This window comes from Akkermansia sp. RCC_12PD, from assembly GCF_036417355.1.
Taxonomy (GTDB): domain Bacteria; phylum Verrucomicrobiota; class Verrucomicrobiia; order Verrucomicrobiales; family Akkermansiaceae; genus Akkermansia.
Genome location: NZ_CP143889.1, coordinates 1,400,866 through 1,414,712 on the forward strand (window position 1 = coordinate 1,400,866; position 13,847 = coordinate 1,414,712).

The window sequence follows — 13,847 nt, forward strand, 5'->3', positions numbered from 1 at the left end:
CTATTTCCTGGTCAGGCCCCTGGCCAGCCTCTGGACATACTGCTCCATGGCTGGAAGTTCCTGTTCAATGCATTCCACCAGCTTAAGCTGTGTCCGGCAGCGGCTCAGGTTATGTCCGGACCGGGAAACCTTGAAGTACTGGTCCCCTTCCAGATAGTCCGTAAGGAAGCGGATCCCGATTTCCAGCGTGATGAGCTTTCCGGAAAAGGCGAGCTGGTCTATTTCCGCCTGGGTCAGGAATCCATGGGCAGCCTGCAGATAACCTTCCACAATGGATTGGAACATGGGCATGCGCATGCGGACTTTGCTCAGGTCTTCCTCATCTTCTTCCGTTGGCGGAGTGACGGTGCGCACCATGTCCCCGAAGTCGTACAGGACGAGGCCGGGCATAACCGTATCCAGATCAATGACGCAGACGGCGTGGTCCGTGTCTTCGTCCAGCATGACGTTGTTGATCTTGGTGTCGTTGTGGGTAATGCGGGTGGGCAGTATTCCTTTTGTCTGGAGGTCCAGGAGACGGTCTACGTCCTGCTCCCGCGCCCTGATGAATTCCAGCTCTGCCCGGCAGGAGGAAAGCCGCCCCCGGGGATCTTGTTTCGCAACTTCCATGAGGCGGTTGTAGCGGTTCCGGGTGTGATGAAAGCCGGGAATGGTTTCCACAATGTCGTCCGGATTCATGTCGCTGATCAGGTCCTGGAAAGATCCGAAGGCGAAACCGGCCTGATAGGCTTGGCGCGTGTTTTCCACTACGTCGTAAGTATGCGTGCCGGCCAGGTAGTTGTAACAGCGCCAGATTCCGTCTCCGGGGATGTCTATGTAGTTGCGGCCGCCGCGCGCCGGGTAAAGATTGAGGGTCTGACCGGCGGAGTCTTTCACGCGGCGCAGTACTTTCCAGTTGATGTGACGGGTAACTTTTTCCACGTTGCGCATAACGGCCCGGGGGTCCTTGAAGACGTAGTCGTTGATGCGCTGCAGAATGTAGGAGTCTTCCGTTCCGTCGCTTTTGCGGTAGGTGGCCTTGTAGGTGGTGTTGATGTGGCCGCTGGGTATTTCCTTGCCGGTGACGAATTCCCCTTCAATGGCGAAAAGGTCTCCAATTCCGGCAATGCGGCTCAGTAGCTGGTCGGGATCGGCTGGCGTGGAGAGCGGAGCGTTCATGGGGTTGTGTTTGAGGCAATGTTGGACGGAACGGGAATCAGTGAACGAATTTATAGCCTACGAGTTGATCAAGCTTGCTTTTGAGCTGTGCGACGCCGTCTCCGTTGAGGGCGGAAAGGGGGATTACGTCCACCTTCGGGAAGCGCAGTCTGAAGTTAGCCAGATTGTCTTCCGCACCTTCCAGGTCCATTTTATTGGCAACGACAAACCAGGGCTGTTTGGCAAGGTCTTCGCTGTAAAGTTTGATTTCCGTGCGGAGGTTTTGCAGGTCTTCGATGGGGTCGCGTCCTTCGCTTCCGGCCATGTCCAGAACGAAGACGAGTACCTTACAGCGTGTGATATGACGCAGGAATTCGTGTCCCAGGCCACGGTTGCGGTGCGCGCCTTCAATGATGCCGGGAATGTCCGCTACCACGCAGCGGCGGAAACTGTTGAATTCTACCACGCCGATGATGGGTTGAAGCGTCGTGAACGGGTAGTTGGCGACTTTCGGCTTGGCTGCGGAAATATCGCCCAGCAGCGTGCTTTTGCCGGCATTGGGGTAGCCCACCAGCCCAGCGTCCGCAATGCGGCGCAGTTCCATGAAAAAGACGCCTTCCTCCCCTTCCGTGCCCAGTTCCGCTTCCGTGGGAGCCTGGTTGGTGGCGGAACGGAAGTGCCAGTTGCCTTTGCCGCCGATGCCGCCCTGGCACAGCGTGAACCGGGTTCCTATTTCCGTCAGGTCCGCGATTTTTTCCAGTTCAATGCCGTCGCCTTCCCGCTCCAGCCACGTGGCTTCCGACATGGAAGAGGCATTGCTGCGGTAGATGATGGTGCCGGGCGGAACTTTCCCGATGACGGATTTCCCGTTTTTGCCGTGTTTTTTAGCTCCCTGGCCGCCTACGCCGTCCGTAGCGATCAGCTTGGGATCGTAAAAAAAGGAACGCAGGTCATTCGTGTGCGGGTCCACTTCCAGAATGACGCTACCGCCATCGCCGCCGTCCCCGCCGTCCGGGCCGCCCTTGGGCACGAATTTGGCCCTGCGGAAGCTGACCAGCCCGTTTCCTCCCTTTCCTGCCTTGGCAAATATGCGGATGTTGTCAACAAACATGGCTTGATCTTAGGCATTTTTGGCCCGAAAGCAAGACAAGTGGAGGACTGTACGTCCGTTTCCACGGCATGTGATTCGTGCCACCTAGGGAGCCGGAATACGTCCGGGGGGAACAAAACCGGCCCGATCGCTGTCTTCCGGATATTTTTCCGAAGGGCCGTATTGGTTTGTTCCCCGCTGGCTGTCCTCGCAAAAAAAGATGATGAGAAGGATGGGGCCCGCCAGCGGAATGAGGTTCAGCAGAAGAAGCGCGCCGCTTTTATTGGTATCATGCAGGCGTCTGCATCCCACGGCCAGAGAAGGGAGTAGCGTGGAGAGCGCCCATAACAGCACCGGACTTTCTCCTGCCAGAACATGGTTGAAAACCCTGGAGGGAGGCATCTGTTGGGGATCATTGAAAATAAAAAGGTTCAGCATAAATGCCAGGCTGAGCATCCACAAGAGAATGAAAATCACCGTTTGTCCCAATGTCCAGTACCAGAATTCGGACAAGGTGGCGCGGCCTGAAAAGCGCGCGTATTTGCGGAAAACGCTTTTGACGGCTGTGGCCAAGTTATAGCCGTCAAAAGAAGGAGAGAGAGGGGGCATGAATTTATTAAATCACTTGCAGTCAAAGGTGTCAATAGAGGGCATTGGTGCGGCTTTTTCCAATGGAATGCGTGCAAACGGTCTTTTGGATTGAAAAGAAGTGCCGGCATGGCATCATCAGCTGTAAATCATGCCCCGCCTTTCCATTCTGCTGCCTGACGGTTCCGAGAAAACCATCGTTCTCCCGAAAAACGGCGAATATTTCGCTCGTATCGGTCGGGATGAACATTGTGAAATTGCCATTCCCTCTCCTTCCGTATCAGGAGAACATGCGTTGCTCCAGTACAAGGACGGCGGTTATGTCATCGAAGACCTGGGTTCCACCAACGGCGTCAAAATCAACGGCCTGACTCCCATGGGGCCTGCCGCCCTGTATGAAGGGGACGATATTATTTTGGGAGAGGTGCATTTGAAGTTCTCTGAAGAACCGGTTTCCCTCCCGGTCTCCGGAACGGACGGAGGGAACAGACAGGAAGAATCCTTTTCTCCCGCCATGCAGAATTTGCAGCAGCTTGCGGACCAGGCTACCCGCACGGCACGGAAAAATTACATGTGGATGGCCTTGTATGCCGTTCTGATGTTTTTCCTGGCGCTGTTCGCCGGGGTGACTTACAAGCATTACAAGGTTACCGGAGAACTCCTTCCCTTGCAGTGGCTGGGCATTGAGTCGCCCAAGGAAGCCCTGAAGTCTCTTGAAAATCAGGAAACGCAGAAGAATCAGGAGGAAGCCCCGCAGGAATAGGCTTTTTTCCTGTTTTGCCGCCTTAACAGGTGGTGGAAAGGTTCCGGTGCATGTGTTGCTCTTCCGGCAAGAGCAGGAAGGGAGATGTCGCTCCCTGTTCCAGTTCAAGCAGGTATTGTTTGATGGACAATCCTCCTGCATACCCGGTCAGTTTTTTGTTGGCGCCGATGACCCTGTGGCAGGGAATAATAATGCTTATGGGATTGCGCCCGTTGGCACGGCCTACGGGGCGGCAGGCAGACGGCCTGCCCGTTTGCCGGGCGATGTCGGCATAGCTTCTTGTCTCCCCGTAGGGAATGGTTAGAAGAGCCTGCCAGACGGCTTCTTCAAAAGGAGTGCCCTGAGGAGCGAGCGGCAGGTCAAAAATGCGGCGTATCCCCCGGAAGTATTCGTCAAGCTGGCTGGCCGCCTGTTGCAGCAGGGGGGTATTCTTCCATGGCAGTTGTTGCGGCTGATCCATGTGTCCCCAAAAGATATGCGTGATGGCTGTTCCGTTTTCTATGATGCCGACCGGCCCCAGGGGAGTTTGATGAAGCATTGCCCAGCATTTCTCGGGAAAATTTGTATTCATGGATGAAATATAACACAGGCAGGGGACCATTTCTCTTTAAATTTTTACCAGGCGTGAGAACGGGTTGCTCCGGAATTTTCAATGGCAAACACATATATGCGGGATTTTGATTGAAAGGCGGACTCTTCAAGTACAGTATTGATCATATGATGAAGAAAGGCCTGTTTGCCGTATTGCTGGCGGCGTGTCTGTGTGCGTCCGGAAAGGGAGAAAACGTCAATCCTCCCAAAACTCTGCCGGGCGGCTGGGTGTACATGTGGGGCGACGAGTTCAACGGCACCAAGATCAACCTCAAGAAATGGCAGCCGGAACTGGGCGTAGTACGCAACCAGGGCTCCCAGCAGACATATACCGCGCGCCCGAAGAATTTGCGCGTGAAAGACGGCAATCTGGTGCTGGAGACCCATTTTGAGAAGTTTGCCAACATCAATTACAAGAAAAGCAATGCGGAATGGATTAAAAACACCAAATTCATGCCTTATACTTCCGGTTCCGTCAGCACGCTTAAAACGAAGACTTTCCTGTTCGGCAGGCTGGAAGTCCGCGCCAAACTTCCCAACAAGGCCAAGGGCATCTGGCCCGCCATCTGGCTGTTGGGCAAGAACAAGTGGGGATGGCCCACCAACGGGGAAATTGACATGATGGAAAATATTTCCCAACAGCCGGACGTGGTTTATTCCACTTTCCATTTAAGCCCGGACGGTGTCTCCAAGAAAGACGTTTCACGCGGCGGCACGGTGAAGATCGACAATCTTTCCGACGATTTCCATATCTACGTCATGGAATGGGACAAGGACAGCATCAAGCTGATGGTGGATGACAAGCTGGTAAAGTCTATCGATCTGAATACCACGAATTACGCGAATGGGGCGGGCAATCCCTTCCGCACGCCCTTTTATCTGATCCTCAATTCCGCTGTAGGCGGCCAATGGTGTGAAAAAGCGCCCGAGGATGGCACGGGATATCCGGTTGAGTTCCTGATTGACTATGTTCGTTTCTACCAGACCAAGGAACACATGGAGCAGGCCAAGCAGTTTGACCCGGAAACCGGTCTGCCGAAGAAGAAGTAAGTCTGTTTTTTCCATATTCCGATGCAAGGGGTCGGAATAGTTCCTCCCCTCTCATTCAGGATTAACTTTTAAGGAATCCTCCTGAAAGAAAAAGCCGCTCTTCCCGGAAAGAAGAGCGGCTTTACGGTTGAAAAGGAAACGGAATTAAAATTCCGTGCCCGTGTGCTGGGTCAGTTCCTGGAAGCGTGCCAGAATGCGGGCGGTCACGGGCCCGATTTTGCCGGAACCCAGCTCGTAGCTGTCCAGTTTGGTAACGGGAACGCATTCCGCGGCCGTTCCGGTCAGGAAGCATTCGTCCGCACACGTGACCGTGAAGCGGTTCATGGTTTTTTCTTCCGCCGGGATTTGCTGCTCACGGCAGATTTCCAGAACGACGCGGCGGGTGATGCCGTCCAGCGCACCGTCCGTCACCGGGGGCGTATAAACGGTACCGTCCTTCACGATGAAGATGTTGTCCCCCGTGCATTCCGCCACGTTGCCCTGGTCGTTCAGCATCAGGGCTTCTGCCGCTCCCTGGCGCACGGCTTCCACCTTGGCCAGGATATTGTTGAGGTAATTGAGGGATTTCACCTGCGGGCAAATGGTGTCCGGACGATTGCGGCGGATGGAACTGGTGATCAGGGACAGGCCGTTTTCATAAACTGCCGGATCGTACAGGGCTATTTTATCCGCGATGATATAAACACAGGAACGCTTGCAGTTGAAGGGATTGAGGCCCAGGTTGCCGATGCCGCGCGTGACTACCAGGCGGATATAGCCGTCGTCCAGGCCGGAGGCCGCCGCGGTTTCGCAAACGGCTTTGGACAGTTCCTCCTTGCTGTAGGGCATGTCCAGCAGCAGGTAATGGGCGCAGTTGAACAGGCGGTCCATGTGGTCTTCCAGCCGGAAGACGCGCCTGTTGTAAAAGCGGATGCCCTCAAAAATACCGTCGCCGTAAAGTGTGCCATGATCAAACACGGAGGTCTTGGCTTCCTCCTGTTCCACTAGCTTGCCGTCTAACCAAATCTTCATTGTCGTTTAAAATTAGGAAATTGTTTGTGCCGGAACAGGATAGCCGCATTTGCCCGCCGGGGAAAGCTATAAATTCACGCGTGAAGGAAAAGTTCCGTCAATCACGGTTTTTCACGGAGGCCTCGCGCGCGCGAAATTATTATGACGGTATTCGTGGAGCAGGCTTGACATTTATTTTCCCGTGCCTTTAGCTCTCGCGCGAAATGTCAGATCCTTCCAAGTTCCGCAATCTCGCCATCATCGCTCACGTCGACCATGGAAAAACGACCCTGGTTGACCAACTTCTGCAGGCGGGCGGCGCCTACCGGGCCAACCAGGCCGTGCAGGAACGCGCCATGGATTCCATGGATCTGGAACGGGAAAAAGGTATCACGATCAAGGCAAAGAACACTTCCATTCTCTGGAACGGATACACCATCAACATCGTTGATACTCCTGGGCACGCCGACTTCGGCGGTGAAGTGGAACGCGTGATGAAGATGGTGGACGGCGTTCTTCTGGTGGTGGATGCCTTTGAAGGACCGCAGGCCCAGACGCGCTTTGTGCTCCGCAAGGCTCTCCAGGAAGGATTGATGCCTATCGTGGTGATCAACAAGATCGACCGTCCGCACGCCGATCCCGCCGCCGTGCATGACCAGGTGCTGGAACTGTTCCTTGAACTGGGCGCTACGGATGAACAGTTTGAAGCCCCTTTCGTGTACGGCTCCGCCCGCGACGGCTATTTTATGAATTCCATGGAAGGGGAACCTCCCGTGGACTGCACCCCCCTCCTGTTCAAAATTGTGGAACATATCCCCGCGCCAAAGGATGCAGACCCGGATGGGGAGTTCAAGATGCTCGTTTCCAACATTGACTGGGATGATTATGTAGGCCGCGTGGCCATCGGCCGCATCACTTCCGGTTCCGTCAAGAAAGGAGACACCGTCTGGCTCCACCAGAGCGGGGGAGCCTGCGTTTCCGGCAAGGTCACCCGCATGTTTGAATATTCCGGCCTGGGCACCACGGATTCCGCCGTGGGCGTGGCGGGAAACATCGTGGGCGTGGCGGGATTTGAAAACGTAAACATTGGTGAAACGCTCGGCGGTTCTCAGGAGACGGAAGCCCTGCCGTTCGTGGCGATTGACCCGCCTACGATTTCCATGGAATTTTCCATCAACAACGGCCCCTTTGGCGGCCGTGACGGCAAAAACGTTACTTCCCGCGTGATTCGCGACCGCCTGATGCGGGAGATGCGTACGAATATTTCCATCCAGGTGGAGGATACGGACAAGGCCGGCGTGTTCTCCGTTTCCGCCCGCGGGGCCATGCAGATTGCCGTGCTTGTGGAAACCATGCGCCGTGAAAATTACGAGCTGTGCGTTTCCCGTCCCACCGTGATCATGAAAAGGGATGAGAACGACCGCCTGACGGAGCCGTACGAGACGATTTACGTGGAAGTGCCGGACGAATATTCCAACGGCGTCATGAAGCTCCTGAACGCCCGCAAGGGACAGATGGAAGACATGGTATGCAAGGAAGGCACGGGCCATACCTTCATCCAGGCGTACATCCCCACCCGCGGCATCATCGGGTTTGAATTCGAGCTGGTGAACCTGACGTCCGGCCACGGCATTTTCTCCCACCTGTTCCGGGATTACGGCCCCTACGCCGGGGAAATCACCACGCGCACCACGGGCACGCTTGTTTCCATGGAAACGGGAGTTTCCACTCCCTTCGCCCTGGCCGCCCTGGAAGAGCGCGGACGCCTGTTCGTGGGGCCGCAGGAGGACATTTACGAAGGGCAGATCGTGGGTGAAAACCCACGCCAGATGGACATGCCCGTGAATCCGTGCAAGGAAAAGCATTTAAACAACATCCGTTCCGCCACGAAGGGGGACGGCATCCAGCTTTCACCTCCCGTCAACTTCTCCCTGGAACGCGCCATTGAATACATTGAAGCGGATGAACTGGTAGAGGCTACTCCTCATTTCATCCGCCTGCGCAAGCGCATCCTGAACGCCAACGACCGCGTCCGGGAATCCCGCAAGGCAGGGAACTAGAAGCGAACGGTTGCCAGGATTAAGTGCAGAGTTTGCCTTTCGTTGCCTCCGGAAGTTTTCCAGTCCAACGTGCGGGGGACTCCGGACGCCGGAACGGCAAATCCATAGTAAACCGACATTTCTGCCGTTTCTTTTAAGGAACGATATTTAGGATGCAGAGGGAACTTGGATTCCCGATCTATGCCTGTTTTTTGGAGCCCCGGAAAAAGCGCTGTATTTTTCTTACAAGACGCAGCAGTTTCCTGGAGCGTTTCAGGGCACGGCTCCCCCTGCCCCAGAAATACAAGACTCTCAGGTCATCAGGTACAGGTTCGGGGTACATGTATTTTGGCACAGCCCGGTCGAATCCGATGCGGCGGTATTCCTCCAGGAAAGCCTGTCTTTCTTCCAGAGTGGCCAATCTGGGGGAGAACCCTCCGTTGGTGAGGCTCATTTTCCGTGGACGCGTACACCAGATGAGAGAGGATTTGGCCGACTCGAAAGCATTTTTGCCTGATACCGTGTTGCACATGCACATGGAAATCCCCTTGTCGTCATTGGGAAAGCCTCCGTCGGTGGCGTCATAACCCCAAAAATCGCTCAAGGTAATGTCGGCGTAGCGTTCGTGCTTGCTGTATTTGCAGGTATAGCAGCTTTCCCTCAGGAAATAGTCCCTCAGGAACCCGCGCATGAACGTGTCCTCCTCCCATGTACCCAGATAAATGGCCTTGCGGTTTTTGAATTCAGCTTTTGTATTGAAATGGTACCAGCTCCATTTCTTGTCACGGAAATTGTAATTTTTGACCGGGGACTTGTACCTGTGTTCAAGGTAGCTGATGTAGTCCGTAAAAATGACGGGAGATGGAACTCCGTGACAGACGATGTCCACGGTCAGCAGGTTGTCATATTCTTTTCTGAGAAAGAGATGCAGCCCCGCCGTCTGGCACGGCGTTCCGGCAAACAGGACCTTTTCCTCCTGCTTCAGGAGCCGGAGGATGTCCCGGAAGCAGGTTCCGGTTCTGCTTTGCGTGTATTTGGATGTTCGCAGCCTGGGCAGCTCTTCCTCCGAGCGGATGATAACGTGGTGTACTCCCTTGAAATCGTCGTCATAGGATGCGGCGCAAACGTATCCTCCCTGTTTCAGCATCCATGAAGCCAGCGCGGAAAAGGCGCCTCCGGAGGAGGATGCCATGCGTATGTTTTCATCCCGGTGATAGGCCGCAAAAAACAGTTCTTCCGGGAGCCTGTCTTTACGGGACGGCGTTTGCAGGGCCGGACAGGCTTTTCGGCACAGGTCACAATCAATGCAGAGGTTTTGATCAATCTGAGGATGCAGAAATCCTTCCTGGTCCGGGATCAGGGTAACAGCATGCCTGGGACAGATGGAAAAGCATGCGGAACATCCTGTACAGTCAGTGGTGGGACAAATGTCGATCATGTATGGGGGAAATGTAGCTTTTCAAGGAGGTGGTCGTAATATTCCGTGGAAAAATAAGGCGGAAGAGGCTCCTTGGGCGGTTGGTCAACGATATGCTGCACATACCCGGGTACCTGGTCCAGCGTTTCGGCAAAATAGACGTGCCCGCTGAAAGATTCGGGGAACCATTTGACGCCGGAGGCGAGTTTATGATCGCTGGAATTGAGGACAACGACGGGAGTATTGCCGATCAGGGAAAAAATGGTCCCGTGGTAGCGGTCCGTGACTACAGCCTGGAAGCGGGAGAAATAATCAAAGGTGGAATGGAGTATTCTCTTTCTGTCCGCAATGACTTCGTCGGGAGGGATATCCACGGTAGTGTCCGTTTGCTCCGTTGTAATAAACTCTTCCAGTTTCCGGCGGAGTTGTTCAATGGCTTCCGGCTGGTGAAAGGCTTCCTTGTCATTTCTCATGCAGAAGAGGACGCCCTTCCGCGGATATTCAGGCAGCTTGATATTGCCAATGAGGGAGGTTACGATGTCCGGATAAAGAAAAAGGCGGCATTTATTGAATAATCCCCTGGCTACTTCGTAAGAATATTCATCCCGGCAAAGGAGGGTGCAGTCCGGATGGGCGTTCAAAACGTCCGCTGTGGCCTGTGCATGGGAATTATCCTGATAATGAATAGTTTGGGGCAGAATAGTCAGGGGATGGTCGGGGAAAAGCTGGGCGATGCGGAGATAGTGGCTCTGCTCATCGTACAGGTCCGTCATATGGTAGCCGCTGTGGCACAGCAGGATGTCATTTTTCCGGATATGCTTGCGTATCTTCTTCAGAAGCCTCGGGGAAGTATTCATGTAGGAAGCAATGAATATTTCGTGCCGGGGCAGATTTTTCCTGATCCAGGCAATGATGCATTCCGTCTGCGCCTGATCTCCTAAATTGGAATGAAACGGGGAACCAAAAAGAAAAACGAACGGGCGTCTGAAAAAGCGCCGGAACCCCTTGGTCCATTCATGGAATGCCAGCCTGCGGTTCATGTTTTTTCGTTTCTTCTCAGAGAATCCGGGAAGATGGGAATAAAGCTTTTGCAGTAGAGGGAAAATGGCCATGCTTGCTAAAGTATCTTAGTCTGAAAGACTAACTTTTGCTTCTTCCGATGTGAAGGACAAAAGACAAAACCCGGCCTCTTTCGGGAGACCGGGTTTTGTACAAGCACCGTTTCAGGTACTATTAGATCTTGCCGAAGAGGGTCTTGCCGGCGGACATGAGGTTGTCTGCGGCTTCCTGGAGGCGGGCGGCGACTCCCTTTTCACCCTTGGCGAGGTAGGAACGGGGATCGTAATCCTTTTTGTTGCCCACTTCACCGTCAATCTTGAGCACGCCGTTGATGTGTTCGCACATGTGGGAGACGATCGGGCGCGTAAATGCGTACTGCGTATCGGTGTCAATGTTCATCTTGACCACGCCGTAGGAAACGGCTTCGCGGATGTCGGAAAGCTCGGAACCGGAACCGCCGTGGAAGACGAGAGGCATGCGGGCCGCTTCGCCGTGCTTGGCGACCACGGCTTCCTGGCCGTCGCGAAGGATGCTGGGCTTCAGCTTGACATGGCCGGGCTTGTACACGCCGTGCACGTTGCCGAAGGTGGCGGCCAGCATGAATTTGCCGAGGGGAGCCAGGGCTTCATACGTCATCAGCATGTCTTCCGGGGAGGTGTAAAGCTTGTCGGCGGGATGGCCGGAGTTGTCCACGCCGTCTTCTTCACCGCCCACGACGCCGATTTCAATTTCAAGGACGATGCCCAGTTCGGCGCATTCCTTCAGCAGTTCCTGGGAAAGCTTGAGGTTTTCGGCCATGGGCAGGGTGGAGGCATCCAGCATGTGGGAATTGAAAAGGGGAGCTTCACCCCGTTCCACGCGGCGTCGGGATTCGGCCAGGAGGGGACGCAGGAAGGTATCTACATGTTCGGGCTGGCAGTGGTCCGTGTGCAGGCCCACGAGCACCTTGTGTTCTTCAGCCAGGCGGCGGGTGGCTTCCGCCAGAACAATGGCGCCGATGGCGGAGCTGCCGACGGAGGTGCCGGAAGCGAATTTGCCGCCGCCGATGGAAACCTGGATGATGCCGTCGCTCTTGGCTTCGGAGAAGGCGCGGAGAGCGCCGTTGATTACTTCAATCGTGGTTACGTTAACGGCAGGGTAGGCGTAGCCTTCCTTCTTGGCCGTTTCAAGCATGGTGATGTATTGTTCTGGTGTGGCTATTGGCATAACGGGGTTATGATAGGCGCTTTTTCAAGGAAGGGCAAGACTGAACTCCGGCGCTCGCGGTACGGCGCGGCGTCCGTGATTTTTCTGGGGTTCCGTTTACTCGCGGATCATTTTGGCATCCGGCTGCGCCGGCTCTCCGGAGTCCGTCCGGTAGTTAATCTTCAGGGCATCAAGGAAAGGCTTGTGCCTGTCCAGGCGTCTCTTGAAATCCGTAAAATCTTTACGGTCGGGCTGCGTCCAGCCCAATTCCGCGATGGCGAACATGCGCGGAAACACCATGTACTGCCACTTGGCCAGCGTGGTCATGTATTCGCTCCAGCAGCTTCCCTGCACGCCCAGGATGTTTTTTTCCTGTTCCGGGGTGAGCCCCTTCGGAATGGGGTTCATATTATACACCTTTTGCAGGGGGATGGTGGAGAAAGTCGCCATTTCGTACTCGGGACCTTCCGGATGCGGACCCTCCTGCCGGATCAGATACGTACTTTCAAAAGGGGTCATAATCACCTTGTTTCCGTGCCTGATAGCTTCCCTGGCAATGCCGGGATCGTGCCAGACCATCAGGGTGGCCGTTTTGGAAAGGCCGCCTTCCCGGATTTCATCCCAGCCGATTATTTGCTTGCCGCGCGCGTTGACCAGCTTTTCCACGCGGTGGATGAAGTAGCTCTGGAGTTCCTGTTCGTTTTTCAGGCCGTTTTTCTTCATCACTTCCTGGGCCTGGGGAGAGTTTTTCCACTGTTGTTTGGGCGCTTCGTCTCCACCTATGTGGATGTAGGGGGAATCCGGGAAGAGCTGGCAGACCTCTTCCAGAATGCCGTCAATAAATTTGAAGGTGGGTTCCGTAGGGCTGAACGTGAAGGGGAGAATTCCCCAGCGCGTCGCCACCCGGGGCTTGTAGCCGGGGATGTCCTTATTGCCGAATTCGGGATAGGCCGTGATGGCGGCCGCGGCGTGGCCGGGCGTTTCTATTTCCGGGACGATGGTGATGTGCCTGCGTTTGGCGTAGTCCACCAGTTCCTTCACTTCTTTCTGTGTGTAGAAGAAGGTGAAGGGTTTGCCGTCTCCCTTGTTGCGGTTGCCGGGCATGGGGCTTTCCGGGCGGGTGGCTCCGATGGAGGTGAGCTTGGGATACTTTTTAATTTCCAGCCGCCAGCCCTGGTCTTCCGTCAGGTGCCAGTGGATGGTGTTTACCTTGTAGTGCGCGAGCAGGTCAATGATGGTTTTCAGCTCCTCAATGGAACGGGGGTTGCGTCCGCTGTCAATCATGATGCCGCGCCATGTAAAGCGCGGGCTGTCTGTGATGGTCATGCAGGGAATGGCCCATTTCCCCGCCGCATCTTTCGTCAGGGATTGCTTGAGGGTTTGCGCCGCATAAAAGGCTCCTGCCGGGGAAGTGCATGAGATGGTGATTCCCTGTGTGGTGGCTTTAATGGAATACCACTCCGGAGAAAGGGATGAATTCTTTTTCAGGAGTATCTGCACGGCATTGTTCGCATTCTGCACGGGCACCGCCTTGATTTGATGAATGTTGTTGGAAAAACCGGTCAGAAAGGAGGACAGGCACGCTTTATTACCTGTTTTGAGGATGGGCAGGTTGTTGTCGATTAAAAATCCCGGTTTGTCCTTTTCTATGGACAGCGTTGCTGGAAGGGGAATAATGGCGGGATTACCCTCTACGGGGCTGGAAGGAAGGGAAAGGGCCGCAGGCGCAGACAGGAGGAAGGCGGCAAGAGCAAGTTTTTTGAGAAGCATGGAGAATGAATTAAATGGATCGGATAGCGAATAATGCATTTGGCGGGGCATTGCAAGGAAACTTCATGAAAGCCGCTTTTGTCGAATAGGTGGAAGGGCCGCTCCGGAGAAGCGGGATGTCCGTTGGGAATGGGAGCGGGCAGGAAAACTCCCGATACCATTTGCATG

The 13,847-nt window shown here is 54.8% G+C and carries 12 protein-coding genes; 3 read left to right on the forward strand and 9 right to left on the reverse strand.

What is annotated here, in order from left to right; translation table 11 throughout:
- The 3 genes from V3C20_RS05830 to V3C20_RS05840 all read right to left on the reverse strand — a co-directional run bounded on the left by V3C20_RS05830 (position 1) and on the right by V3C20_RS05840 (position 2,836).
- Positions 1–1,158: an aminoglycoside phosphotransferase family protein gene (locus tag V3C20_RS05830; RefSeq protein WP_130084232.1), complete on the reverse strand. Its 1,158-nt coding sequence runs from the start codon at positions 1,156–1,158 to the stop codon at positions 1–3.
- A 37-nt stretch (positions 1,159–1,195) separates the two neighbouring features.
- The gene (gene obgE, locus V3C20_RS05835) at positions 1,196–2,248 is read right to left on the reverse strand and encodes a GTPase ObgE (RefSeq protein ID WP_130084233.1); all 1,053 of its coding nucleotides are present in this window, start codon (positions 2,246–2,248) and stop codon (positions 1,196–1,198) included.
- A gap of 84 nt (positions 2,249–2,332) precedes the next feature.
- Positions 2,333–2,836, reverse strand: a complete 504-nt coding sequence (locus tag V3C20_RS05840; protein ID WP_130084234.1) for a DUF805 domain-containing protein — start codon at positions 2,834–2,836, stop codon at positions 2,333–2,335.
- Positions 2,837–2,966: 130 nt separating this feature from the next.
- Between V3C20_RS05840 and V3C20_RS05845 the strand changes: the two genes are divergently transcribed.
- Complete coding sequence (locus tag V3C20_RS05845) at positions 2,967–3,578, forward strand: FHA domain-containing protein (RefSeq protein ID WP_130084235.1); 612 nt, start codon at positions 2,967–2,969, stop codon at positions 3,576–3,578.
- Between the two features lie 22 nt (positions 3,579–3,600).
- Here V3C20_RS05845 and V3C20_RS05850 read toward each other — a convergent pair whose 3' ends face one another.
- Positions 3,601–4,149: a methylated-DNA--[protein]-cysteine S-methyltransferase gene (locus V3C20_RS05850; protein WP_130084236.1), complete on the reverse strand. Its 549-nt coding sequence runs from the start codon at positions 4,147–4,149 to the stop codon at positions 3,601–3,603.
- A 146-nt stretch (positions 4,150–4,295) separates the two neighbouring features.
- On the opposite strand from V3C20_RS05850, the gene V3C20_RS05855 reads away from it, so the two are divergent.
- On the forward strand, positions 4,296–5,219 hold the full coding sequence (locus V3C20_RS05855) for a glycoside hydrolase family 16 protein (protein ID WP_130084237.1): 924 nt from the start codon (positions 4,296–4,298) through the stop codon (positions 5,217–5,219).
- 144 nt (positions 5,220–5,363) lie between these two features.
- On the opposite strand, the gene ilvE is transcribed toward V3C20_RS05855, so the two are convergent.
- Positions 5,364–6,230, reverse strand: coding sequence for a branched-chain-amino-acid transaminase (ilvE, locus tag V3C20_RS05860; RefSeq protein ID WP_067572851.1), 867 nt, complete (start codon positions 6,228–6,230; stop codon positions 5,364–5,366).
- Between the two features lie 203 nt (positions 6,231–6,433).
- Here ilvE and typA point away from each other — a divergent pair, with 203 nt between their 5' ends.
- Positions 6,434–8,269, forward strand: coding sequence for a translational GTPase TypA (gene typA / locus V3C20_RS05865; RefSeq protein ID WP_130084238.1), 1,836 nt, complete (start codon positions 6,434–6,436; stop codon positions 8,267–8,269).
- Positions 8,270–8,447: 178 nt separating this feature from the next.
- Here typA and V3C20_RS05870 read toward each other — a convergent pair whose 3' ends face one another.
- The 4 genes from V3C20_RS05870 to V3C20_RS05885 all read right to left on the reverse strand — a co-directional run bounded on the left by V3C20_RS05870 (position 8,448) and on the right by V3C20_RS05885 (position 13,679).
- Positions 8,448–9,686, reverse strand: coding sequence for a Coenzyme F420 hydrogenase/dehydrogenase, beta subunit C-terminal domain (locus tag V3C20_RS05870; RefSeq protein WP_130084239.1), 1,239 nt, complete (start codon positions 9,684–9,686; stop codon positions 8,448–8,450).
- Positions 9,683–10,777, reverse strand: coding sequence for a polysaccharide pyruvyl transferase family protein (locus V3C20_RS05875; RefSeq protein WP_130084240.1), 1,095 nt, complete (start codon positions 10,775–10,777; stop codon positions 9,683–9,685). The genes V3C20_RS05870 and V3C20_RS05875 overlap by 4 nt, the downstream gene beginning before the upstream one ends.
- Positions 10,778–10,898: 121 nt before the next feature.
- Positions 10,899–11,930: a class II fructose-bisphosphate aldolase gene (gene fbaA / locus V3C20_RS05880; protein WP_130084241.1), complete on the reverse strand. Its 1,032-nt coding sequence runs from the start codon at positions 11,928–11,930 to the stop codon at positions 10,899–10,901.
- A gap of 96 nt (positions 11,931–12,026) precedes the next feature.
- Complete coding sequence (locus V3C20_RS05885; protein ID WP_161981377.1) at positions 12,027–13,679, reverse strand: beta-N-acetylhexosaminidase; 1,653 nt, start codon at positions 13,677–13,679, stop codon at positions 12,027–12,029.
- Positions 13,680–13,847 lie beyond the last annotated feature (168 nt).